This is a genomic window from Cytobacillus sp. FSL R7-0696 (genome assembly GCF_038006865.1).
Taxonomy (GTDB): Bacteria; Bacillota; Bacilli; order Bacillales; family Cytobacillaceae; genus Cytobacillus; species Cytobacillus kochii.
Map to the genome: position 1 here is coordinate 4,148,493 of NZ_JBBOWA010000001.1, position 24,455 is coordinate 4,172,947.

23 protein-coding genes are annotated in these 24,455 nt (G+C 35.8%); 7 read left to right on the forward strand and 16 right to left on the reverse strand.

Translation table 11 applies throughout. From position 1 onward, the window contains the following. Window positions 1–226: 226 nt before the first annotated feature. The 3 genes from parC to MKX29_RS21210 all read right to left on the reverse strand — a co-directional run bounded on the left by parC (window position 227) and on the right by MKX29_RS21210 (window position 5,376). On the reverse strand, window positions 227–2,659 hold the full coding sequence (parC, locus tag MKX29_RS21200; protein WP_341107606.1) for a DNA topoisomerase IV subunit A: 2,433 nt from the start codon (window positions 2,657–2,659) through the stop codon (window positions 227–229). Next, a complete protein-coding gene (gene parE / locus MKX29_RS21205; protein ID WP_281202489.1) occupies window positions 2,656–4,632 on the reverse strand; it encodes a DNA topoisomerase IV subunit B in 1,977 nt (658 codons plus the stop codon). The genes parC and parE overlap by 4 nt, the downstream gene beginning before the upstream one ends. 330 nt (window positions 4,633–4,962) lie before the next feature. Further along, complete coding sequence (locus MKX29_RS21210; protein WP_341107612.1) at window positions 4,963–5,376, reverse strand: CoA-binding protein; 414 nt, start codon at window positions 5,374–5,376, stop codon at window positions 4,963–4,965. Window positions 5,377–5,677: 301 nt separating this feature from the next. On the opposite strand from MKX29_RS21210, the gene plsY reads away from it, so the two are divergent. Beyond that, a complete protein-coding gene (plsY, locus tag MKX29_RS21215; protein WP_224936411.1) occupies window positions 5,678–6,280 on the forward strand; it encodes a glycerol-3-phosphate 1-O-acyltransferase PlsY in 603 nt (200 codons plus the stop codon). A gap of 377 nt (window positions 6,281–6,657) precedes the next feature. Further along, window positions 6,658–7,767 carry a sensor histidine kinase gene (locus MKX29_RS21220; RefSeq protein WP_224936410.1) on the forward strand — a complete coding sequence of 370 codons (1,110 nt, stop codon included), beginning with the start codon at window positions 6,658–6,660 and terminating at the stop codon, window positions 7,765–7,767. Window positions 7,768–7,852: 85 nt separating this feature from the next. Here the strand turns inward: MKX29_RS21220 and brnQ (MKX29_RS21225) are convergent, their stop codons facing one another. Then, window positions 7,853–9,199 (reverse strand): branched-chain amino acid transport system II carrier protein, encoded by a 1,347-nt coding sequence (brnQ, locus tag MKX29_RS21225; protein WP_224936409.1) that lies wholly within the window; start codon window positions 9,197–9,199, stop codon window positions 7,853–7,855. A gap of 382 nt (window positions 9,200–9,581) precedes the next feature. Continuing rightward, a complete protein-coding gene (gene brnQ, locus MKX29_RS21230; protein ID WP_224936408.1) occupies window positions 9,582–10,928 on the reverse strand; it encodes a branched-chain amino acid transport system II carrier protein in 1,347 nt (448 codons plus the stop codon). 368 nt (window positions 10,929–11,296) lie between these two features. Between brnQ (MKX29_RS21230) and MKX29_RS21235 the strand changes: the two genes are divergently transcribed. Together MKX29_RS21235 and MKX29_RS21240 are read left to right on the forward strand one after the other, a co-directional pair. After that, the gene (locus MKX29_RS21235) at window positions 11,297–11,956 is read left to right on the forward strand and encodes a GntR family transcriptional regulator (RefSeq protein ID WP_224936407.1); all 660 of its coding nucleotides are present in this window, start codon (window positions 11,297–11,299) and stop codon (window positions 11,954–11,956) included. A gap of 87 nt (window positions 11,957–12,043) precedes the next feature. Next, entirely contained in the window at window positions 12,044–12,334 is a 291-nt protein-coding gene (locus tag MKX29_RS21240) for a HesB/YadR/YfhF family protein (protein WP_289433672.1), read from the forward strand. Window positions 12,335–12,372: 38 nt separating this feature from the next. Here MKX29_RS21240 and MKX29_RS21245 read toward each other — a convergent pair whose 3' ends face one another. From MKX29_RS21245 to MKX29_RS21285, 9 genes are all read right to left on the reverse strand, one after another. Further along, a complete protein-coding gene (locus MKX29_RS21245; protein ID WP_251161580.1) occupies window positions 12,373–12,666 on the reverse strand; it encodes a hypothetical protein in 294 nt (97 codons plus the stop codon). A gap of 17 nt (window positions 12,667–12,683) precedes the next feature. After that, window positions 12,684–13,100, reverse strand: coding sequence for an acyl-CoA thioesterase (locus MKX29_RS21250; RefSeq protein ID WP_191811710.1), 417 nt, complete (start codon window positions 13,098–13,100; stop codon window positions 12,684–12,686). Continuing rightward, window positions 13,069–15,402 carry an AAA family ATPase gene (locus MKX29_RS21255; RefSeq protein ID WP_341107618.1) on the reverse strand — a complete coding sequence of 778 codons (2,334 nt, stop codon included), beginning with the start codon at window positions 15,400–15,402 and terminating at the stop codon, window positions 13,069–13,071. Before MKX29_RS21255 ends, MKX29_RS21250 begins: the two co-directional genes overlap by 32 nt. Before the next feature lie 127 nt (window positions 15,403–15,529). Continuing rightward, a complete protein-coding gene (locus tag MKX29_RS21260) occupies window positions 15,530–15,673 on the reverse strand; it encodes an acid-soluble spore protein N (protein ID WP_095373331.1) in 144 nt (47 codons plus the stop codon). A gap of 60 nt (window positions 15,674–15,733) precedes the next feature. Continuing rightward, entirely contained in the window at window positions 15,734–15,871 is a 138-nt protein-coding gene (locus tag MKX29_RS21265) for an FbpB family small basic protein (RefSeq protein WP_095373332.1), read from the reverse strand. A 122-nt stretch (window positions 15,872–15,993) separates the two neighbouring features. Next, window positions 15,994–16,485 carry a peroxiredoxin family protein gene (locus MKX29_RS21270; protein ID WP_341107620.1) on the reverse strand — a complete coding sequence of 164 codons (492 nt, stop codon included), beginning with the start codon at window positions 16,483–16,485 and terminating at the stop codon, window positions 15,994–15,996. A gap of 30 nt (window positions 16,486–16,515) precedes the next feature. Continuing rightward, window positions 16,516–16,932 carry a hypothetical protein gene (locus MKX29_RS21275; protein ID WP_341107622.1) on the reverse strand — a complete coding sequence of 139 codons (417 nt, stop codon included), beginning with the start codon at window positions 16,930–16,932 and terminating at the stop codon, window positions 16,516–16,518. 191 nt (window positions 16,933–17,123) lie between these two features. After that, window positions 17,124–19,832: an aconitate hydratase AcnA gene (acnA, locus tag MKX29_RS21280; protein ID WP_341107623.1), complete on the reverse strand. Its 2,709-nt coding sequence runs from the start codon at window positions 19,830–19,832 to the stop codon at window positions 17,124–17,126. Between the two features lie 325 nt (window positions 19,833–20,157). After that, window positions 20,158–20,418 (reverse strand): hypothetical protein, encoded by a 261-nt coding sequence (locus tag MKX29_RS21285; protein WP_095373336.1) that lies wholly within the window; start codon window positions 20,416–20,418, stop codon window positions 20,158–20,160. Between the two features lie 119 nt (window positions 20,419–20,537). Between MKX29_RS21285 and MKX29_RS21290 the strand changes: the two genes are divergently transcribed. Next, on the forward strand, window positions 20,538–20,681 hold the full coding sequence (locus tag MKX29_RS21290; protein WP_224936401.1) for a small acid-soluble spore protein P: 144 nt from the start codon (window positions 20,538–20,540) through the stop codon (window positions 20,679–20,681). A 245-nt stretch (window positions 20,682–20,926) separates the two neighbouring features. Continuing rightward, the gene (locus MKX29_RS21295; RefSeq protein WP_095373337.1) at window positions 20,927–21,232 is read left to right on the forward strand and encodes a heat-shock protein Hsp20; all 306 of its coding nucleotides are present in this window, start codon (window positions 20,927–20,929) and stop codon (window positions 21,230–21,232) included. Window positions 21,233–21,405: 173 nt separating this feature from the next. Here MKX29_RS21295 and MKX29_RS21300 read toward each other — a convergent pair whose 3' ends face one another. Both MKX29_RS21300 and MKX29_RS21305 read right to left on the reverse strand, forming a co-directional pair. Then, window positions 21,406–22,341, reverse strand: a complete 936-nt coding sequence (locus MKX29_RS21300; RefSeq protein WP_224936399.1) for an L-threonine 3-dehydrogenase — start codon at window positions 22,339–22,341, stop codon at window positions 21,406–21,408. A gap of 41 nt (window positions 22,342–22,382) precedes the next feature. After that, window positions 22,383–23,573, reverse strand: a complete 1,191-nt coding sequence (locus MKX29_RS21305) for a glycine C-acetyltransferase (RefSeq protein ID WP_341107625.1) — start codon at window positions 23,571–23,573, stop codon at window positions 22,383–22,385. Between the two features lie 314 nt (window positions 23,574–23,887). Between MKX29_RS21305 and MKX29_RS21310 the strand changes: the two genes are divergently transcribed. Beyond that, on the forward strand, window positions 23,888–24,430 hold the full coding sequence (locus MKX29_RS21310) for an NADPH-dependent FMN reductase (protein WP_341107627.1): 543 nt from the start codon (window positions 23,888–23,890) through the stop codon (window positions 24,428–24,430). Window positions 24,431–24,455 lie beyond the last annotated feature (25 nt).

Below are 24,455 nucleotides of genomic sequence, written 5' to 3' on the forward strand. Positions count from 1 at the left end.
TCCAATTTATCTGCGAATTGATGTGTGAAATTTGAAAATTTAATCTGGAAAGTATTGATATGGCAACAAAAAAGGGGACACCAATTCCTATGTGAATTGTGTCCCTAATGAGATTGCTATTTAATGTTTTCTCCCCAATAACCGAACCCGTTACTTTAATGAGTGTGTACTTTTTTTATGTGTCATTTAAGTTAAATACAACCTTTCAACTTTTGGAAGAAACCATTTATGTTTGTTCCTTTTTCTCAGTCCATAAATGAATAATTGTACCATTTTCTTCTTCATCCAAAATGAACGATCCGTTGGAGTAGCGATCATTGTATCTAAGTTCATTCATTGCTATGGACTCGATTGTCCCTTTTTCACTTTCAACAAATGCCGTTTCATGGTTATTTGTTATAACCATACCGACAATGCGATGCGGATGTTTTTTCAATTCGCGTAACATCACTACACCTCGTTTTGCCCTTGATGTTTGTTCAAACTCTTGCAGTTTCATCTTTTTCACTGCCCCGCGTTGCGTCGCAATGACAACTGCTTCTTCTTTCTCATTACTAATCATTTTTCCAGAAACAACATAATCATCATCTTTTAGATTGATTCCTTTTACACCCGCAGCTCTTGGACCTACTAAGTTTACTTCTGTCTCATGGAACCTGAGACCATAACCTAAATGAGTTGTGAGAAACACATCATGCTCGCCATGTGTTAGGTGAACATCGACAACCTCATCATCACCTTTTAGGTTAAGAGCAACGAGCGCTTTTGAAAAGCGTTGAGCTTTATATGATTTTAATTCGGTTTTCTTCACCATACCATTTTTCGTAATAAATAATAATGTCGCATTCTCTTGTTCAAAATCAGTAATAGGGATTGCGTGAATGATACATTCATCACGATCGATGGCAATGATATTGGCAATATGTTGACCCATGTCCTTCCAGCGGATATCAGGTAATTGGTGCACAGGACAATATAAGTAGCTGCCTTTATTCGTAAATAGAAGTAGAACATCCGTTGTATTCATCTCTAGCTTTGTTAATAAACGGTCGGATTCCTTCATCGCTAAATCTTGTCCATTTGAAGCTGAATAAGAACGCTGGCTTGTCCGTTTAATATACCCATCTCTTGTGACAGTAACAATCACATCTTCATTTGCTACAAGAACTTCTAGGTTAATTTTAATTTCTTCTATCTCTGCTTGAATTACTGTTCTTCTATTGTCTTCAAATCGCTTCTTCACTTCACGAAGTTCTTTTTTTATCACTGATGCGAGTTTCTTGTCACTGGCAAGAATCGATGTGAGTTCCTCTACTTTGGCCGCTAGTTCATCTGCTTCTGCACTCAATGCTGTGATATCCGTATTCGTTAAACGATAAAGTTGTAATGAGACGATCGCTTCTGCTTGAGGCTCTGTAAATTGATACTCTCTCATCAAATTCTCTTTCGCGTCACGCTTATCTTTTGAAGCACGAATCGTCGCAATGACTTCATCTAATATAGATAACGCCTTAATTAGTCCTTCAACGATATGCTGACGTGTTTGTGCCTTTTCTAAATCGAATTGCGTTCTACGTGTGAGAACCTCTTTTCGATGGTCAATATAGGCATCTAATAAGGGAACTAACCCCATCGTTTTCGGATGACGGTTATGAATAGCCACCATATTAAAGTTATATGGGATTTGCAGATCAGTATATTTATATAAATAGTGTAAAACACCTTGTGGGTCAGCATCTTTCTTTAATTCAACGACAATTCTTAACCCTGTACGATCCGTTTCATCACGGACTTCGGCGATTCCTTCAATTTTACGATCGAAGCGAAATTCATCCATTTTCTTCACTAAGTTCGCTTTATTTACTTCATAAGGGATTTCAGTAATGACTATTTGCTTTCTACCACCACGAATATCCTCGAAATCTACTTTACCACGGATAATAATTTTACCTTTGCCCGTTTCATAGGCTTTCTTAATGCCTTCCACACCTTGTATGATTCCACCGGTAGGAAAATCAGGTCCTTTTATATACTGCATTAAGTCATCGACAGTACTTTGTGGACGATCCATACGATGAATAACAGCATCAATAACTTCTCCAAGGTGATGAGGTGGAATTTCCGTTGCATACCCGGCAGAAATCCCTGTTGATCCATTTACAAGTAAGTTAGGATAACTAGCCGGTAAAACGGTTGGTTCATTCGAAGTATCATCAAAGTTCGGAATAAAATCAACCGTTCTTTTTTCAATATCATTTAAGAGTGCAGAAGAAATAGAAGATAATCTCGCCTCTGTATACCTCATTGCAGCAGGTGGATCATTATCGATACTACCATTATTGCCGTGCATTTCAATAAGAAGCTTGCGCAACTTCCAATCTTGACTCATACGCACCATGGCATCATATACAGACGAGTCACCATGTGGGTGAAAATTACCAATCACGTTACCGACCGTTTTTGCCGATTTTCTAAAACCTTTATCATGCGTATTTCCTTCAACATGCATGGCATATAAGATACGACGCTGTACGGGCTTTAGCCCGTCTCGCGCATCAGGTAATGCTCTATCTTGTATAATATATTTACTATATCTGCCAAATCGGTCACCAAGGACATCTTCTAACGGCAGATCACGAAATTGTTCTGCTTTGTTCATGAATCTAACTCCTCAAGCGTCGAAATGTTTTCATTTTCTAAAATGCTGCCATCTTCTTCTAACCCAAATGCAACATTGGTTTCAATCCATTTCCTCCGCGGTTCAACTTTATCACCCATTAAAGTGGTAATTCTACGTTCCGCTCTCGCAGCGTCATCAATTTTTACACGGATGAGCGTTCTCGTTTCTGGATCCATTGTTGTTTCCCATAATTGGTCAGCATTCATCTCACCAAGTCCTTTATAACGCTGAATAATATAACCTTTACCGACCTTTTTAATCGTATCAGGAAGCTCTTCATCACTCCATGCATACTCTATTACTTCTTTCTTTCCTGAACCTTTACTCACTTTATACAATGGTGGTAAAGCAATATAGACTCTACCTGCTTCGAGTAACGGCTTCATATAGCGGTAGAAGAAGGTCAGTAAGAGCACTTGAATATGGGCTCCATCGGTATCAGCATCCGTCATAATAATCACTTTATCGTAATTAATATCTTCAATCGTAAAGTCACCACCGACACCCGCTCCAACAGCGTGTATTATCGTGTTTATCTCTTCATTTTTAAAGATATCTGCGAGCTTTGCCTTTTCAGTATTTATTACCTTACCTCTTAATGGCAATACCGCTTGAAACCTTCTATCGCGCCCCTGCTTTGCTGAACCACCTGCAGAGTCACCCTCTACTAAATATAATTCGTTTCTTTCTGGGTTACGTGATTGAGCAGGTGTCAATTTCCCTGACAGAACCGCTTCAGCCCGTTTCTTCTTCTTCCCGCCTCTAGCGTCTTCCCTCGCTTTACGTGCTGCTTCTCTTGCTTGAAAAGCTCTAATTGCTTTCTTAATTAATAAAGAGCTTGTATCTGGATTTTCTTCAAGGAAGTAAGAGAGATGCTCTGATACAACAGCATCGACAGCTGAACGCGCTTCACTTGTTCCGAGCTTGCCCTTTGTTTGTCCTTCAAATTGTAACAGTTCTTCAGGTACACGTACTGAGACAATCGCCGCAAAACCTTCTCGTAAATCAGTTCCTTCTAAGTTCTTATCTTTCTCTTTTAGAAGCTGCACTTTACGGGCATATTCATTGAACACCCTAGTCATCGCTGTTTTAGCTCCAGCTTCATGTGTCCCTCCATCTTTCGTACGAACATTATTGACAAAAGAAAGGACATTTTCCGAAAAGCCATCATTAAATTGGAAGGCAAAATCAACTTCAATACCGTTATGCTCCCCTTCAAAACTAACTACTGGATGGAGCGTATCTTTTTCTTCATTTAGGTACTGAACGAATGCTTCAATCCCATTTTCATAATGATAAATCTCTTTAAGATCATGACGTTCATCCGTTATTTCGATTTTCATTCCTTTTAAGAGAAAAGCGGATTCACGTAATCGTTCACTTAGAACTTCAAAATTATATGTAGTTGTTGAGAAAATTGTCGGATCTGGTTTAAAGTGGATCGTTGTCCCTACTTGATTCGTTTTACCAACCTTCTCAAGTGTGGTTACTGGCTTTCCACCGTTTTCAAATCGCTGTTCATAAACAAGTCCATCGCGTTTAATTTTAACGACTAACCATTGTGATAAGGCGTTAACAACTGAAGCACCCACACCATGAAGTCCACCACTTGTTTTGTATCCACCTTGGCCAAACTTTCCTCCAGCGTGCAACACAGTCAATATGACTTCGGTTGTAGGTTTGCCCATTTTGTGCATTCCGGTCGGCATTCCTCGACCTTTATCTTGAACACTAATTGAATTGTCTTTATGTATTTTGACAATGATATGATCGCCGAAACCTGCAAGTGCTTCATCTACAGCGTTATCGACTATTTCGTATACAAGATGGTGTAACCCTCTTGCATCCGTACTTCCAATGTACATTCCGGGACGTTTTCTAACAGCTTCTAATCCCTCAAGTACTTGTATGGCATCATCATTATAGTCAAATACTTCCTGATTTTTTGCCACAAGCATTCCCCTTTCATCTCTTCAAAAACCATCTATTGTCTATCAATCCGAGTCGGCAATAGAGTTTGATTATATCATAACCGCGCCTTTATGCACCTCTCTACAATAGATATCGGTTTATTATTCCATTCTTATTCACTATATTCCTTCTTACTCATGCGAGCCGTATGCATATATGTTCCCCATTGTAACATGCATTAAGATCATGTATATACTGTTGCAAGAGGCAAACGAGAACAAACGTTCTAATCATTATATCATATTTTCACTTCTAAACCGCATATGAAAGAAAAAGCATGAAATCAATGTCATGATCCCATGCTACAAATGTTATTTTGTTAGCGCATGCTCTACTTTAATGCATCGATCCATGATTACGGTATAACCAGCATCGCTTAACTGCTGAAATACGTCTTCATCTACAACACCTAGCTGAGTCCAAAAAATGGGACAATCAATATTTTGAAATTCATTCGCAAGACTTGGCAAATATTCCGACCGTCTAAAGACATTAACAATATCCACTTTGCCTTCTATTTCAGCTAATGATGCAACCGCTTTTACACCTAATACTTCCTTAACTTTGGGATTAACAGGGATAATTTCATAACCACTTTTTTGCATTGCTTCACTTACCATATAGGATGTACGATTAGGGTTATCACTTAAACCTACGACGGCAATCCTCTTTGCTTGTTTTAACATCTTTCCGATTTCAGTTCTTGATGGGTTTTCTATACTCAATACATTCACCTCTTATTTTGAACTCTACACTATTTTATCTGAATTAAAGTATAAATGCGAATGGATCGCAATGCTGTACTTTCTATCTTTTTTATAAAGCTTTCCTTTTCGCTAAATATCACGTAATTCCTCTTAACAAAAAAGTTCTTTTCTACTAATTTTAATCATATATCTATTTAACATTCGTTTCATATAGCGTAATCTTTGCAATAGAAAAGATAATTTAAAAGCAACATAGTACATTCACTTATTTACGTGGTACAATATAAGAACTGTATTTTTATTCCGTGGGGGAGAGTTTATGACATTTGAAGTAATCATCGTTTTTCTTATTGCTTATTTAATTGGTTCCATTCCATCTGGATTAATCATTGGTAAAGTGTTTTATGGCATTGATATTCGTGAGCATGGTAGTGGTAATCTTGGTGGGACAAACACTTTCCGAACGCTAGGAAAAAAAGCAGGTTTTACCGTTACACTGGCCGATATCCTGAAAGGTACCATAGCTGCTGGATTATTACCAATCTTCTTTGATATAGATATACATACAGTGATTATAGGAATTTTTGCTGTTATTGGCCATATGTACCCGATATTTGCAGGATTCAAAGGTGGTAAAGCTGTTGCTACATCTGCAGGCGTTGTGCTGGCGTTCGTGCCCGTCATGTTTGTGGTCATATTAGCTGTTTTTTTCATCTCACTTCTCACTACTAAATATGTTTCATTATCATCAATGATTGCTGGTATTGCAGGATTGATTTATTCACTCATTCTTGGTGATCCAATTTTAATCATAGTGATTGCCCTAATGACATTGTTCATCATTTATCGACATCGTACAAATATTAAAAGGATTATCAATAAAACCGAACCAAAAGTCAATTTATTTAAAAAGAAAAGATAACATTCAAAAGACAGCGTTAGAGCATGCTGTCTTTTTTTATCTATTCATTTCTATACTAGGTAAATCGAAGCTATACTTTTTTCTAGTAATCTATCATTTTTTAACAATTCCTAAAAAATTCCTTTAACGAATGAAAACGGTGATTGAAAGCCATTGAATGACTTTGGTATGATAAGATTAATAATTCCAACATTGCGGTTTAATTAAAAATATGACATTTTAACTCATATACATAACAAGATATGTAGAGATGATTCGTGTTTTATTCTCAATATACATGTTTTTCTAACATATATTGCAATTTCTTCTAATAGAATAAAAGAGAATGACATTAGATACTACTTCCACATGACAAACAATGGTAAGGATGATAAGAAATGAAATTAACTGAGATTGTCTTAAAAGAACTACCATTTCCATACTTCTTAATTGACAACAATAATCACGTGGTTTCAACATCTATAGTTAATCAGCATACAATCATTGGTACCCCATTCACACAATTAATGAATTACGAAGATGTCGAACAATTTAATGAAATACGGAAGAAAAAAGCAGTTCTTAATTTACAGCTATTTTTCGGTAACGGTTATCACAATTATCGCGTCTATACGATTCCTGAGGAAGAATCATGTCATTTATTTTGCTACCCCTTATTTCATTCATTAACTGCTGACTATAACTATCAAACACAACAATTAGAACAGAAACTCCTCAGATTTAGCTTAGAACTAAATGAAAAAAAGAAAATCATTCATGAAACTGCGTCTCAGATTAATGAAGCAAATTTTACAAATGAGTACGCCCAAAATTTAAGTACACTTGCAGCATCGATGGCACACGAAATACGTAATCCGCTTACAACAGTTAAAGGTTTTTTACAATTGTTAAAACCCTATCTCAACGAGTCAGGGAAAAATCAATATGTTGATATTGCTCTAGATGAGATTAATCGTGCCAATGATATTATTCACGAGTTTCTAAATGCAGCAAAGCCAACGGACAAAATAAAAGAAGGTATATCTATTAATAAACTTGTTCACGATACTTTCCTGTTGTTTCAGAGTGAAGCGATTTTAAAGAATACTGCACTCTCCTTCCAATTATCAAAAGACGACCCATATATTTATGGAAATGCCAAACAATTAAAACAAGTACTTGTCAACTTAATTAAAAATGCACTGGAATCATTTGATACACAAGAGCAGCATCAAGATAATACGATTAATATCTCTGTTAGAAGTACAGCTGAAACATGTTTAATCGTTATAAAGGACACGGGTTTCGGAATGAATGAAGAGACATTAGAAAAGCTTTTTCAACCTTTTTATTCTACTAAAACGACGGGCACAGGCATTGGGTTATCCATTTGTAAAAGAATTATCGAACAACATAATGGCTGGATTAACATTTCATCTGAAATGAATGTAGGTACAACGATTAAGATTACTTTACCGCTCGATAAAGAAAATACATACAGCAATTGAGAGATTAACTTCACATATCCGAATGATCGGCATCGTTTTATAGCAAAAAAAAGCCTCCGTTTTAGTCGGAGGCTTTTTTTTCTTATTATATTAATTGTTCTTTTTCATCCTCAACCTTTTTATTTTGAAATAAACCAATGATTATTCCTAGAACCGCTCCTAAAAATGCAGGTACTAACCAACCTAACCCTACATCATATAATGGAAGAATACTAGTGAATAGATTATCTACTGAGGCAATCGTATATCCTGCTGCTTTAAAGCCATCAAAGATACCAATAATAAACGTAAATAACATACTCATTTGATAAACAGTTTTCTTACCATTAAACAATGGGTGTAAAAACGTAAGGATTAATAATACAATCGCTAATGGATAAATAGCTGTTAATACCGGTACTGAAATAGCGATCAATTGAGTTAATCCAAAGTTAGCAATCGCTGCACTAAATACTGAGAAAACAATAACAAACGTATTATAGGAGACTTTAGGCATGATTTTACTAAAATAAGCTGCACATGAAGAGATTAAGCCAATACTAGTCGTTAAGCATGCCGCAATGACAATCACACTTAGAATAACTCCTCCAAATGAGCCGAAATAATGCCCGGAAACTTGAGATAAAACTGCACCACCGTTTCCTAATATACCTAATTGAGAAACACTACTAGCACCAATATAAGAAAGTGAGCCATAAATCACGGCAAGCAAACCGGCTGAAATTAATCCTGCTTTAATCACTGAAAGCATCACTACTTTAGTAGATTGAACGCCTTTGGAACGAATGGCATCAATCACTATAATTCCGAATACGAAAGCTGCAAGAGCATCCATTGTTAAGTAACCTTCAGTAAAGCCGTTAAAGAAAGAGTTAACAGTATATGCCTCACTTGGTGCTTGTAGAGATCCTAGTGGATTAACAAATGCTACTACAATTAAAATTAAGATAAATAATAGTAGAATGGGTGTTAAAACCTTACCTACAATATCAACAATTTTCGATGCATTCAGAGAGAAGAATGCGGTAATTCCAAAGAAAATGATAGAGAAGATAACTAATCCAATCGTACTCCATTCATCAGAAATGAATGGTCTTATACCAATTTCATAAGAGACCGTACCAGTTCTTGGTATCGCAAATAATGGTCCGATAGATAAATATAATACAACTGTAAAAAGGAGACCAAAGAGTGGACTTACACGACTTGCAAGCGATTGCAAGTCACTTTTACCAGAATAACCTAGAGCGATTACACCCAATAAAGGAAGACCAACACCTGTTATAATAAAGCCCGCTACTGCGGCCCATACGTTCGTTCCTGCTTCTTGACCCATCATTACTGGAAAAATTAAGTTCCCAGCACCGAAAAATAATGAAAATAACATAAATCCTACTGCAATAATATAAGAAGATGGAACCTTTTGATTCATATCTTCTACCCCCTTCTGCCTCTACTGTTGTAGTTAACAATCATCAAATACTATAATTTACTAATTCTTCAGAAAATTCATATTTAAATATAATATTGTATGAATTACAACCTCTGAAAAAATTCAAGCAATATATTGCATTATTAAAGTAACATATCCATGTAATGAATGCAATATATTATTTTAAAAAAATATAGTCATATGTAATATATTAATAGAATGATTCTTACTTATATTACTAGTATGGACATCGATAATTTTTACGTTCTTAATTGGAATGACTAAGAATAACCCTTCTAGATATCAATAAAATAGTGAATATTATAGGTTACATAAAAAAACCCTTACAAAAGGAAAATCTTTTGTAAGGGTAAAAAAACAGTTAAATTACTTCTTCATTCTCTTTTATCTTTGTCTCTCTTTTAAACAGGTCTATAACAATACCTAAAATCACACCAATGATAGCTGGTACAATCCAACCTAATCCCACTTCATACAACGGAAGAATGTTTGCGAATAAATGATAAACAGGCTCTATTTGAACTCCTGCCTCTTTTAAACCATCAAAAACACTAACAATAAACGTTAAAATCATACTCACTTGATAGACAGACTTCTTCCCATTAAAGAACTGATGGAAAAATGTTAAAATTAATAATAAAATCGCCAAAGGATAAATCGCTGTAAGTACTGGAACAGAAATAGCTATTAACTCTGTTAAACCAAAGTTCGCAACTGCAGTACTGAAAATTGCAAATGCAATTACATATGTCTTATAGGAAAATTTAGGCATGATCTTATTAAAATAGCTAGCACATGAACTGATCAAACCTACACTTGTTGTCATACAGGCAATAATCATAACAGCACTTAGAACGATTCCTCCATAAGAGCCAAAATAGGCATAGGCTACACCCGAGAGAACAGCTCCACCATTTTCAAGGATACCTAATTCCGCAACACTACTAGCACCCATATAAGCCATCGCACTATAAAAGAATGCTAATAAAACCGCAGCAATCAAACCAGCCTTCATCGTAGCAAACATAATAGAGCGATTTGACTCTATACCTTTTGCCCGAAGTGCATTAATAACAATTACACCAAAAACAAAAGCAGCCAGTACATCCATAGTTAAATAGCCTTCTGAGAAGCCATTAAAGAATGAGTGTTGTGAATAAGCTTCTGTTGGCTCCCCAAAAGATCCTAAAGGATTAAAAACAGCTACAAGAATTAATAGTAGTATAAAGCTAATTTTAATAGGCGTTAAATATTTACCAACGATATCAACAATCTTTGATGAATTTAATGATAATATCGTCGCAACACCAAAGAAGCAGATTGAGAATATTAATAAACCAATCGTCAGTGAAGATTCTGGCAATAATGGTCGGATGCCAATTTCAAATGAAACACTTCCTGCTCTCGGAATGGCAAATAATGGACCAATAGCTAAATACAAAATAATAGCGAAAATCAGTCCAAATGTTGGATTCACTCGACTTGCAAGCGATTGCAAATCACTTTTACCTGAAAAGCCAAGAGCAACAACAGCTAATAATGGCAGACCCACACCAGTTATAATAAACCCAGCTGTTGCTGCCCAAACATTTGTACCCGCTTCTTGACCCATCATAATCGGGAATATTAAATTACCCGCTCCAAAGAACAAAGAGAATAACATTAAACCTAATACAACCACATAAGAATTTGAAGATTTTTGATTCATATTTACAAGTTTACCCCTCTCAATTACAACTAGCAGATGATGTTCGCACCGCTAGTATTTTTCAGAATATTTATTCTTCATAAAATTAAATATTCTGAAATAATTTTAAAAAATTCTGTCTTTTATCTAATTCCAGTTAATATATTGCATTAATAAGATAACATATCACTATAATGAACACAATAAATTATCTTAAGAAACTAACGGACGAGGTGATATATTGCATTAAAAACTATATTATTATATAATTTTTTCTATATATTACTAATATGGATAGAATATTTCCGTATTTATTTCAGCAAGTTTGAAAAATCACACTATACTAACAGAGTATTTTACAGATATTTGATACGCAAAGGTGGTTTATTATGCCAATTCCAAGTAATTTTTCAACTCCACAACGACTTTCAGCCAAAAAACGAGCATTCTTGCAAATTCAAGAATGGATTATTGATGGCACGTTAAAACCAAAAGAAAAGTTGAATGATGCTGATCTTGCGGAAGCTTTAGGAGTCAGCAGAACACCCATTAGAGAAGCATTACAATTATTAAATTCCCAAGGATTTGTAGAAATGTATCCTGGTGTCGGGACACAAGTTACGGCAGTAAATCACGAAGATATAACGAAAATCCTTCCTCCATTAAGTGTCCTGCAAGCATTGTCTTCTGAATTAGTAGCAGGCAATCTGGGGCAAGAGGTGATTAATCGTTTAAAAGGAATTAATCAGAAATTTGCTGAAGCTATTAATACTGAGGATTCATTCTCTGCTCTTAAATATGACGAAGAGTTCCATCAATTAATAGTAGATGAAACAAACAATCCTTATATAACTCAGGCAATTGAAGGTCTCCAACCTCACGTTATGAGACTTTACTATTACAAAGCCATTATCTTAACAGAATCATCTATCGACGAGCATGAACGGATCATTCAAGCGCTAGAAGCAGGTGACAAACAAACAGCCTCTGATGTAACAAGAATCAATTGGATTCGTGCCATCAATGAATATTTTTCTGAGCATAAATAAGGTTCCCTTCTCTTTCCAATCAAAATCTTAGCAGTGTGTTTCACTTTCGTATACAATAGGCATATAAAGGTAAAAGGAGTGGGGACCTTGGACATTCGATTGAGTGAGAAAGCCATTAATTGGTTTAAAGATGAGATGCTTTTAACTACTGGAGATTACGTTCGTTTTTTTGCCCGTTATGGAGGTTCAAGCCCGATACAACAAGGCTTTTCTTTAGGTATTTCTAATGAAGAACCGGTTAATCCTATCGTTACGAAAGAATCTGAAGGTATCCAGTTTTTCATCGAGGAAAAAGACTTATGGTACTTCGATGATCATCATTTGATTGTGCATTATGATGAGAACTTAAACGAACCGCAGTATAAATATGAAAAATAAACATCACCCCTAGCTCTTAAAACTAGGGGTGATGTTTATTATCTCCAAATATGCTCTTCTTTTCCCTCTAACTTCATAATTTCGATTTGTTTATCTCCTAATAAATCAAAATGAGAGTATCCATCCTTACGATGATGAATCCACTCCGGCTTCAATCCGTATTGCTTCCCCCATAAAATGAGCTGATTCAAATCGGAAGCTCCCACCTTCGTGACCGTCTTACACGTGGGGAAACGATCATCAAGCCAATAATGAGTAAGAAAGGCGATCTTTCCAGCATCTATATCAGCTTTCCACTTTCTCACATCCACCCTAGTAATACCGAACGCCATTTTTAAGCCTTCTTTCTTTATTTCTTTGCATTTTCGTATGCTTCATGCCAATCTGGAAACTTCCTTCGAAGTGAAATCGGTCGAAAACTATCCTTCTTCACACAAGTGTGTAAGGAAGACCCACTAACAGCGAGAATGCCTTCTTGGTTATATATCTCATACCCATAAGTTGTCCTTAAACCATCATAAGCCTCTACCCAGGTCTTGACTGTAGCTGTCTCCCCATAATGGAGAGGTTTTTTATAAGATGCTTGTATATCGAGTACAGGTGATAATACACCTTGTTCTTCTAATGCCGCATAATTAAAACCTAGGTCTTTTACGAATTGCGTTCGACCTAGTTCCATCCAAATAATATAATTGGCATGATAGACCACACCCATTTGATCTGTTTCCGCATATCTAACTTCTATCTCTTTCGTTGAAACTAGCACTAGTCTTGTCTTCCTTTCTATTGCCGCCTATTGTATTCATAAAATCCCTCTCTGTTAATGTGGATAACGATGACTCACTTGTATGTGAATCTTCCATAATTCTTCTTGCTTGATTCTGAATGGCCCCTTCAGCAAGATTCACAACTAAACGACCATTGCCTTCTGTTACTGTATTCGTAAAATACTCTATCAGTAATTGTTCGGCCGCCTTTGTTAAACTCATTTCATAACTTGCTAAAAATGCTTTCATCATCTTCAGCATCTCTTCAGCAGTATAGTCCGGAAAATGTAAAAACTTTTTAAACCGCGACCTTAGTCCAGGATTACTTGCCAATAGCTTTTCCATTTCCATTGGATACCCTGCTAATATCACAACCAAGTTTTCATTATGTTTAGTCATTTCATCCACAAGCGTATCTATCACTTCTTTTCCGAAATCCGTAGTGATATCTGATAAAAGAGAATACGCTTCATCAATAAACAAAACACCACCTAATGCTTGGAGAATAAGTTTTCTTGTTTTTAATGCTGTCTGGCCAATATAACCAGCAACAAAGTCAGCTCTACTCGAAACAATAAGATGGCCCCGTTTGAGCAAGCCACATTCTTTTAATAATTGTGCGAAAATTTTCGCTATCGTTGTTTTTCCAGTACCTGGATTTCCTGTAAAAACTGAGTGTAGCTGCACAGGAATGGCCGGTAATCCTTGTTGCCCTCGCATATGCTGTACTTGTACAAATGACACTAAAGTCTTTACTTCTTCTTTAACATGCTCCAATCCAATCATTTCATCCAGTTGCTTCTGCGGTTGATCAATAGACTCTTCCTCATCGATGGTAAAATCATCTTCTTCTAATATGGTTAGTTCTCTAATATCTGCTTGATCACCCTTAATACCTTTAGAAAATATCGCATCGAGAATGACATCATGTACAGCTCTTGCGTTACCAAAGGTATCATCAACACGCTCTCTTTCTATTCTCTTTAACAACGCCCTTTCTCCTGAACTAGTTAGCACATAATCATTATTTAAAGCGATCCGCTTTCCTATCTCTAACAACTCGTAGTCATTGTAATCTTGAAGATGGAGATGGTTTGCTTGCGGGAAACGACTGCGTAATCCCGGGTTTACTTCAAGAAACTGTCGCATTTCATCAGGATAGCCTGCCAATATTACTGCCAACCGTCCACTATACTTTTCACTTGTCATTAACGAAACAAGCGTATCAATTGCTACTTGTCCATAATCGTCCTTTGACTGATCTGATCGATTCAATGTATAAGCCTCATCTATGAATAATACTCCACCTAGCGCTTTTTCGACTAATTGTCCAACATTCTCTTCGGTTTGCCCAACATATGCACCGACTAATTGTGAACGATTAGTTTCTATAACATTCTCCCTTGGTAAGACACCTAGATGATGGTATATACGCGCAAGTGTTCTCGCTAAAGTTGTTTTACCTGTTCCAGGATTCCCTGTAATCACCATATTGAGACTCATTTGATCTCGCTGGTTAAAACCTAAAGTACGACGTCTATGTTGATACTGTAAAAATTGATAATAAGCTTTAATTCTCTTCTTTACATTTATCATACCAACCATTTCATCAAGCTCATTCAATGGGGTCACATGTTGTTTTTTCTGTATTTCGTAGGCTTCAATTCTTTGTTGCCACTTTTCTTTCACTTTCAAAAGTTGCTCAATTTTTCTCTTTACTTCATCATAATGTATCGCTGTATGAAATACGCCAGATATCGACCGCTCATATGCTTCGGCAACCTCAACTAATTCCTCACCAATGAACAGAGCGTCTTCGAGGATAGCATATAAATCGTTTACAAAAGGACTCAATTGATCATTTTTATACTTACTTAGCTCCTCTTTTTGTCGTTTTAAATGTTCTTTTGCTTTATGAGTTTCTTGCATAAAACGGTTCGTGATGGCTATCATTTCTTCTGCAGCATATTTTTTTGTTGCACGATTATCAGTTTCACGAATAATAGGATATTGAAGTTGATCCATGAATTCTTTGTTAATCATCCATTTTGTTTCTGCGAGCGCTTCTTTTGCTCTGAGATTCTGCGGTGATAATTCAATCGCCTTTTGTAACCATGCAACTGGCAATTGAACATCTGTTTTGTCCCTTATAGCAGACAATTGCGCTGCTTCTGTTAGCAACTCTGATAATTGTTCAGCATCCGTTTTTTCATCTAAACGAGAGATTTGTTCAAATATATTTCTTTTAGTATGTACTTGCTGGGAACCATTTTTATCAATATCTGTTTTCTTTTGTTTCATTCTATTCACATCACTTTATTCAATGGTTTAAACTAACTATACCATATTTTTTTCTTCATATTGAAGTAAAGCCGCTTACATACAAAAGGATGCTTAGGTACGGCTTACCTAAGCATCCTTTTGACATTTATTCACCTTTTGTTTGAATCACATCAGGTTGTTTGCCTGTTTTATCCTGCATTTGTTTCCCTTTATTGCCACCAAAACCTCTTGATTGTGTACCAAGGTGATTGGGGACAAAAGCTTTACTGTTCTTTTTTGGATTACCCATCACTTATCCCTCCTTCATTTTATTATGTTCGGAAGTTAAGTGAAATAGTCAGGTAAAAATCTACTCTGCCTTTAGGTGACTAGCATGTTTTTCTTCTAATCGCATTTCTATTTTATCCATTGCAGACTGATCTTTCATTAATTGAAGCTTATTCTCTAATACCAGATCAGCAAACGTTCTTCTTTTAGGTTTTCTCATAAAATTCTTCACCCACCATTTCTTTCTATTTTATAAGCAGTATGCCCCATTCAATAGAAAGTTATTACAAATTTTAGAAAATTTAATAATGGGCTTAGTTATTGAATTATAAAAGAGATATATTAAAACTGTTTTAACTTTTCTTTAATTAATGATAAAGGCATAGCACTATAGTATTTATCCCTTATAACACCCTTTTCATCAATGAAATAAGTTGTTGGTATTACCAGCACTTGATAAACCTCATTTACGTGATCATTCTCGTCTAATAAAACCGGAAAAGTAATACCTAAACGCTCAACATATTTGCTGACATTACTTTTTGAATCAATGTTAATGGCAATGATCTCTATATTAGTATCCTTTTTATTTTGATAAAATGATTGGAAATCACGCATTTCTTGTTTACATGGCGCACACCAAGTAGCCCAAAAATTAAGCATCACTTTTTTTCCGCGAAATTCCGTTAAACTGACATTTTTACCTTCAATAGTCTGAAGCTTAAAGTCGGGTGCTTCTGTGCCGATCTTCAAACCTGGTAATTGATCTTCTGCTGCAGTTTCTAGCGGGATAAATAGGAAAAGGCAACAAAGGAATAATAAGATTTTTTTCAACTAGAACACTCCTTCCTTTCATTATTGTTCCTAATAGAAAAGAAAATATAGTGTTCTGATCATCCAAAATGAAAGAAAATATGTAAATAAATAAACGAAAGCGATACGTATCCATTGAATCATAGAGAAATGCGAGCGATAGGCTTTTATAAATAAATAAATGACCATGATAACTAAAGCGAAAAATAGACCTTTCAGCCCACTACTTGAATAAACAATTATAAAAGGGTTTTTTATTACATCTGCAAACCTCGTTATTAGTGGCAACCCTTTATAACATAGGAGAAAAATAATTAGACCAGTCACCAGACTAGAACTAACTTCATCTTTTATCTTCCCTTCAACTTTAAACAAAGTTTTTTTAAAGAAATAGGTGATTACAAACGCTAATACAAGACTTAACTGATTAACAGTAATTAAAAACGGACCAATCATCCATGCTTTCAATTGTTATCTCCTTTTGTTTTACTATGCTCAATCATTTTAACTCATTTCATTTAATCCTAAGCTTTTTTAAAAACTTTACATCGTGATTCTATGAGTATGGAATGGAGGCAAATTCCTTCCTAAAAGGGGTAAAGTTTGGAAACTAAAAACCCTCTACACATTTAGATGTGTAGAGGGCAGGAATGCTACAATTATTTCTGCAATCGATTACGAAGTACCATTTGCAAGATACCACCATGACGATAGTAATCAATTTCCACTTCAGAGTCGAAACGAACAAGTGCTTCAAAAGTAGTTACAGTGCCATCTTCTGCAATTGCTGTCACTTTTACAAAGTCGCGAGGTCTCACGTCTTCTCCAATTTCAACACTAATTGTTTCCTTACCAGTTAATCCTAGTGTATCAGCACTTTCCCCAGCTTTAAATTGAAGTGGTAGAACGCCCATTAATACAAGGTTAGAACGGTGAATACGCTCATAGCTTTCAGCAATAACTGTTTTAATACCGAGTAAATTTGTTCCTTTTGCTGCCCAGTCACGAGATGATCCCATTCCGTAATCCTTACCAGCAAGTACAACTAATCCAGTTCCATCTTCTTTATATTGCATACATGCATCATAAATGGATGTCACTTCACCCGTTGGCCAGTACGTTGTGAATCCACCTTCAGTACCTGGTGCAATTTGGTTACGGATACGGATATTAGCAAATGTACCACGCATCATAACTTCATGGTTACCACGACGAGAACCATAAGAGTTAAAGTCACGAACTTCTACGCCATTTTCACGAAGGTATTTACCAGCTGGTGTATCTTTACCGATTGCACCTGCAGGAGAAATATGGTCAGTTGTAACAGAATCACCAAATTTACCAACTACACGTAAACCATTTAATGGTTTTACTTCTTCTGGATCTGGTTTTAAACCTTCAAAGAATGGTGGGTTTTGGATATAAGTAGATGACTCATCAAAAGTATATAATGGTTCATTACTTGTTTTAATTTCATTCCAACGCTCATTATCATCGAATACACGCTCATATTCATCACGGAATAAATCAGGTGTAACCGTTTGTTTAACGACTGCATTGATTTCCTCTGTTGTTGGCCAGATGTCTTTAAAGAATACATCGTTCCCATCCTTATCTTGACCAAGAACATCATGTTGAAGATCAACATCGACTGTTCCAGCTAGAGCGTATGCAACTACTAACGGTGGTGAAGCAAGGTAGTTACCTTTTACTAATGGATGGATACGACCTTCAAAGTTACGGTTACCAGAAAGAACAGAAGTAACAAGTAAATCACTATCAGCAATCGCTTCTTCAATTTCTTCTTTTAAAGGACCAGAGTTACCGATACATGTTGTACATCCATAACCTACTAGATTAAATCCTAATTGCTCTAAATAAGGAAGTAAACCAGAGTTATTTAAGTATCCAGTTACAACTTTTGAACCCGGTGCTAAAGATGTTTTTACATATTTAGGAACTTCCAAACCAAGTTCTACTGCTTTTTTCGCAACAAGACCTGCACCAACTAATACATAAGGATTAGATGTGTTTGTACAGCTAGTGATTGCAGCAATTGCAACTGCACCTGTTTTCATTGTCGTAGAATCGCCATTTTTGAAGTTAACTGTTGCTGTTTTATCAAACTCTTTCTCATCATAACCAAAACCTTGGTTACCTTGAGGAGCAGTAACAGCTTTATTAAATTCTTTTTTCATAGCAGAAAGCGGAATTAAATCTTGCGGACGTTTTGGACCGGAAAGGTTCGGTTCAATATCAGCTAAGTTAATTTCTACTACATCTGTATACACTGGTTCTAATGAAGGATCGAAGAATAATCCATTTGCTTTAGAATAAGCTTCAACAACTTTGATTTGTTCTTCTTTACGTCCAGTTAGACGCATGTATTCTAAAGATTCACCATCAACAGGGAAGAATCCACATGTTGCACCATATTCAGGTGCCATGTTCGCGATTGTTGCACGATCAGCTAGTGGAAGTGCAGGAACACCTGGTCCGAAGAATTCCACAAATTTACCTACAACACCGTGTGTACGTAAAACTTGTGTTACTTTTAAGGCAAGGTCAGTAGCTGTTGCTCCATTAGGTAGCTCACCAACAAGTTTCACCCCAACCACTTCAGGAACTGGGAAATATGAAGGCTGTCCAAGCATACCAGCTTCCGCCTCAATACCACCAACACCCCAACCGAGTACACCAATACCATTAATCATCGTTGTATGAGAGTCAGTACCAACAAGTGTATCAGGGAATGCTTCAAAATCTCCTTCTGTTGTTTCATTTGCAATTACAACATCTGCAAGATATTCTAAGTTTACTTGGTGAACGATACCTGTCGCAGGTGGAACAGCACGATAGTTATCAAATGCTTTTTGTGCCCAACTTAAGAATTGGTAACGTTCTGCGTTTCTTTCAAATTCTAAAACCATATTTGCATCTAGTGCATCTGGTGTGCCATATTTATCAACTTGTACAGAGTGGTCAATAACAAGATCAACTGGTTTTTCAGGGTTGATCATATCTGGATCTCCACCCATATCAGCCATAGCTTTTCTTAAAGAAGCTAAGTCTACAACTGCTGGTACACCTGTAAAGTCTTGAAGGATAACACGTGAAGGTTTAAATGGTACATCCACTTCCTTCACATCTACTGTTCCCCATTTTGCTAAGTTTTCAACATGCTCTTTTGTAATTACACGACCGTCATATTGACGTAGTACAGATTCAAGTAGGACTTTAATAGAATATGGTAATTTAGATACCTGTCCTATACCTGCATTTTCAAGTGCTGCTAAGTCATAGTAATGATAACGTTTCCCATCTACATCAAATGATTTACGGGAATTAAACACATCATTTTTCGCCATAGTATTACCCCCTAATTCGAACTACAAAGTACTATAATACCACTTAATGGTAATCAATCGAAAAGTTTGAATTTTTACCCATCCTCACTTTTCTCACAATTTCTATAATAATACAACATTCAACATAAGTAAATAACAAGAAAGTTATTGTTATTGATAAGTTTTTCTTATGGTATTTCTAATAAATGATATGATAAACATAAAAACACCGTAATTGAGAGAGGTTATCAATTACGGTGTGAAATAGACTTCATTTAATTATTATATTAAGAAAATAAACCAATCGTGTTTAATTGACTTTATTCGACTTTCTTAGCACTATTTTTTATTTTTCCGATTGCACTTGGCTTGTAATGGCATCCAAATCCGTTTGAAATTTAAGCAATTGCTCTTTTTGATGCTCTGATGCAACTTCTAAAGCATTTTGAATTTGTTCATAAGTTTCTGCTATTTCTTGAGACAGATGTTTGAGTTGTTGGCCATACGTACTCGCATGTTTATCTATTACATGATACTGTTCTTCTACATCTTCCATACTTTGTTGGGCTGCTTGAAATGCTTGCTGTTTATTTTTATGATAAGGCATAACTTGTTTTCACCTCTTTTGCTTTTCTTACAATTAAATTGTTCAGTGTGATGATAAAATATACCGTATAAAAAATGGGGATTCTTTCATCCTATAAACAAAAGGAGGGAAATAAAAAAATGAATAAAAATGATGGTAAAGATATGAGAAAAAACGCTCCAAAAGGGGATAATCCAGGACAACCTGAGCCTTTAAGTGGCTCTAAGAAAGTAAAGAATAGAAATCATTCAAGACAAAAGAATCACTCTCATCATGATATGTAGAAGTTTGTTCGATACAATTGCATAAGTGATCAAAATAAAACCTTAATGAAATAACTTTGCATTCTTGAAATGGGTTCGGTATTGTACCGGACTCATTTTACCTTATACCCGGACTGTTCCTAATAAAAATAATTCATCATTAATTTGGAAGAGAATATAATTTTCCCCATTAACATTAAAAAAATCCGTGGTACGATTCACATTATTTGTGTATACGCATACATTATCATACTGGGGTGATATGTATGAATATGGAGTGGCAGAGTTGGTTTGAAAGCATGTTTCTTGATCCGTTAACATCTTTTTTAGACGAGTCTATCTTTCGTATCGATGTATTTGATACAGAATCAGCTTATATTATTGAAGCCTTAATTGAAGAAGATCGTTATCATCATGTGCAAGTAATACCAACAGGAGATGAGCTTATTATCAGTGCTGTCGCAAAAAGTGATGGTGCAACATATAGCAGAAAACTTATGCTTCCTCATATTACAACTCCACTACGAATCGTGCATCAGCATTCTATTTTGGAAATTTTCATAGACAAATAACGATGAAACATTTAGTTGACATAATATATTTATGTAAACCTTTTATCGTCTCAGGATTCGAACTAAAATGAACAAATTTACGATACGATAAATCCTCCTTAGCATGGATATACTAAAATCTATTTTCACTCAAAGAAAAACGCCCGCTAATCAAAAGGGCGTTTTTCTTTGAGTTATTTTAGTTTATTTAACATATCCTCAGTCATTCTTGCAAGATCATACTCTGCTTTAAATCCCCATTCTTCTTTTGCGGCTGAAGCGTCAATGGCATTTGGCCAACTGTCAGCAATCGATTGGCGAACTGGATCGACATCATACGTTAAGGTGAATTCTGGTATATGCTTACGAATTTCAGCAGCGATTTGCTCCGGTTCAAAACTCATTGCTGTCACATTAAATGAATTACGATGTAATAATTTTGCTGGATCTGCCTCCATAAGGTTGACTATCGCATTTAAGGCATCAGGCATATACATCATATCCATATAGGTACCTTCTGCAATATAAGAAGTATACGCTTTGTTTTTCATCGCTTCGTAATAAATCTCCACAGCATAATCGGTCGTTCCGCCCCCTGGAGGTGTTACGTAAGAAACTAATCCTGGGAATCGTAAACCGCGCGTATCCACACCGAATTTATGATAGTAATAATCTGAAAGAAGCTCTCCAGACACTTTATTGACACCGTACATTGTTGTTGGTCGGCAAATCGTATCTTGTGGTGTAAGGTCTTTTGGTGTAGAAGGTCCAAAAGCGCCAATGGAACTTGGCGTAAAGAATTGCGCACCCGTTTCTCTTGCTGCTTCAAGTGCGTTCATCAATCCACCCATATTTAAATTCCAAGCAAACACTGGATTTGCTTCAGCTGTTGCTGATAATAAGGCAGCCATATGAATAATAGAATCAACTTGATGCTTTTTCGCCACTTCTAACATCGTTTTTCCATCTGTAACGTCTACCATTTCAAAAGGACCTGATGTAGCTGCCTCTGAGTCATTGCTTCTAATATCTGTTGCAATGACATGGTCCGTTCCATAGATTTCTCTCAATTTCAGTGTTAACTCTGAGCCAATCTGGCCAAGTGCACCAGTAATCATAATTTTTTTCATTTTTTCTCCTACCCTTTTCAACCCTCTCTAAAAGGGTGATTTTATATAATCTCTAGTTCTTTCCCTACCGTTTCATATATAGTTAACGCTTGATCTAGCATTTCTTTCGTATGTGCAGCAGATGGCATATTACGTACACGACCAGTTCCTCTTGGTACCGTTGGGAATACGATGGACTTTGCATACACTCCAGCTTCATTAAGTTTCTTACTAAATTCTTGCGTTTTCACTTCATCCCCAATGATACAAGGTGTAATCGGTGTTTCACTTTCACCGATATTAAATCCTAATTTCTTTAAGCATGCTTTTAAGTATTCACTGTTTTCCCATAATTTTTCATTGAGCGCTGTGCTCTCCATTAACATCTCAATCGCTTTTTTACTTGCAGCGGCATCAGCAGGTGTAACAGATGTAGAAAATAAGAAAGGTCTACTTCTCACCTTTAACCAATCGATTAATTGTTGTTTACCAGCTACATAACCACCAACTACTCCGATTGCCTTCGATAATGTACCAATTTGGAAATCCACTTTATCAGAAAGACCAAAATGTTTTACCGTACCAGCACCCTTACCTAATACACCAGAACCGTGAGCATCATCCACATATGTTATTAGATCAAACTCTTCAGCGATTTTAACGATTTCTGGTAATTTAGCAATATCACCATCCATTGAAAATACACCATCTGTAATGACCATTACTTTATTGTATTGCCCAGATTCTGTTGCTTCCTTTGCTTTTGCTCTAAGATCGTCCATATCAGAATGATTAAATCGAATAATCTTTGCTTTGGATAAACGGCAACCGTCAATAATAGAAGCATGATTAAGCTCATCTGAAAGGATGGCATCATTTTTATCCATAACTGCAGAAATCGCCGCCATATTACAATTGAATCCAGATTGATAAGCAATTGCTGCCTCTGTATGCTTGAATTTTGCAAGTGTTTCTTCAAGCTCTACATGAATTTGCAACGTACCATTAATCGTCCTAACTGCTCCTGCACCAACACCATATTTATCAATCGCTTCTTTAGCAATTGTCTTTAACGTATCATTTGTTGCTAAACCTAAATAATTGTTCGAAGATAAGTTGATTAACTCTTTCCCGTTAATTTTAATGATTGGACCATTCGCACTTTCTAACGGGTCAATTTCGTTATATAATCCTTTATCTTTTAAATCCTCAAGATTTTCACTTAAAAATTGATTAAGAATATTGCTTGACATATTTCTTTTCCTCCTAGGGTTTCATCTTCATTTTCTTTTCAAAATAGACAACTGTCCTCTGGAAAAATACAACTATTTTCTAGTTACACATTTGCTATGTATAGGTTTTACAAATTATACTTTACCACATTTTAAATAATTGTACACATATAGAGGACATATTTTCAAAAGAACTTTATTAGTTAATTTACCCATTTTACTTAAAAAATGTTCCTTTAATTGAAACGATTAGATTTTCTGAGCATTTATAACAGATTTCAAATAGGTCTATGCTATGATGGAAACATTAATTATTACATAATGGAGGCGTTTATATGAAAATTGCTGCATTTGTTGGAAGCAATCGTAAAGAATCACTAAATAAAAAGTTAGCCTTATTAATGAAAGATCGTTATCAAGAAGAGCTCGAGATAGATATCCTCCCTCTTGAAAGATTACCGATGTATAATCAAGATGATGAACTTACACCACCAGCGGCCGTTTTAGAAATTCGCCAAAGAATTAAAGATAGTGATGGGTTATTATTTTTAACACCTGAATATAATCACTCCATTCCTGCATTTTTAAAGAACGCCATTGATTGGTTTTCAAGAGTGGAAAAAGTTATGGTCAATAAACCTGCGATGATTGTTGGGGCAACGCCTGGTGCAATGGGAACAGTAAAAGCCCAAATGCACTTGCGTCAAATACTCAACTCAGCTGGAGTCGGCGCTGTCACACTTCCAGGAAATGAAGTTTTTATCGGTACCGTGCTTGATAAAGTAAATGAACAAGGAGAACTTGTACACGAACAAACTCTAGATTTCTTAGATCAGGTTGTAAACAATTTTATGAACTGGGCAGAAAAAGTAAAATAACCTTCACTTCCATTATTAGATTAAA

Bases quoted from the DNA above. Each gene is read 5' to 3' on its own strand.
- parC (WP_341107606.1), bottom strand. From the start codon at position 2,659: ATGAACAAAGCAGAACAATTTCGTGATCTGCCGTTAGAAGATGTCCTT.
- plsY (WP_224936411.1), top strand. From the start codon at position 5,678: ATGACATTTGAAGTAATCATCGTTTTTCTTATTGCTTATTTAATTGGT.
- MKX29_RS21220 (WP_224936410.1), top strand. From the start codon at position 6,658: ATGAAATTAACTGAGATTGTCTTAAAAGAACTACCATTTCCATACTTC.
- brnQ (WP_224936409.1), bottom strand. From the start codon at position 9,199: ATGAATCAAAAGGTTCCATCTTCTTATATTATTGCAGTAGGATTTATG.
- brnQ (WP_224936408.1), bottom strand. From the start codon at position 10,928: ATGAATCAAAAATCTTCAAATTCTTATGTGGTTGTATTAGGTTTAATG.
- MKX29_RS21235 (WP_224936407.1), top strand. From the start codon at position 11,297: ATGCCAATTCCAAGTAATTTTTCAACTCCACAACGACTTTCAGCCAAA.
- MKX29_RS21245 (WP_251161580.1), bottom strand. From the start codon at position 12,666: ATGGCGTTCGGTATTACTAGGGTGGATGTGAGAAAGTGGAAAGCTGAT.
- MKX29_RS21255 (WP_341107618.1), bottom strand. From the start codon at position 15,402: ATGAAACAAAAGAAAACAGATATTGATAAAAATGGTTCCCAGCAAGTA.
- MKX29_RS21260 (WP_095373331.1), bottom strand. From the start codon at position 15,673: ATGGGTAATCCAAAAAAGAACAGTAAAGCTTTTGTCCCCAATCACCTT.
- MKX29_RS21265 (WP_095373332.1), bottom strand. From the start codon at position 15,871: ATGAGAAAACCTAAAAGAAGAACGTTTGCTGATCTGGTATTAGAGAAT.
- acnA (WP_341107623.1), bottom strand. From the start codon at position 19,832: ATGGCGAAAAATGATGTGTTTAATTCCCGTAAATCATTTGATGTAGAT.
- MKX29_RS21285 (WP_095373336.1), bottom strand. From the start codon at position 20,418: ATGCCTTATCATAAAAATAAACAGCAAGCATTTCAAGCAGCCCAACAA.
- MKX29_RS21290 (WP_224936401.1), top strand. From the start codon at position 20,538: ATGAATAAAAATGATGGTAAAGATATGAGAAAAAACGCTCCAAAAGGG.
- MKX29_RS21295 (WP_095373337.1), top strand. From the start codon at position 20,927: ATGAATATGGAGTGGCAGAGTTGGTTTGAAAGCATGTTTCTTGATCCG.
- MKX29_RS21300 (WP_224936399.1), bottom strand. From the start codon at position 22,341: ATGAAAAAAATTATGATTACTGGTGCACTTGGCCAGATTGGCTCAGAG.
- MKX29_RS21305 (WP_341107625.1), bottom strand. From the start codon at position 23,573: ATGTCAAGCAATATTCTTAATCAATTTTTAAGTGAAAATCTTGAGGAT.
- MKX29_RS21310 (WP_341107627.1), top strand. From the start codon at position 23,888: ATGAAAATTGCTGCATTTGTTGGAAGCAATCGTAAAGAATCACTAAAT.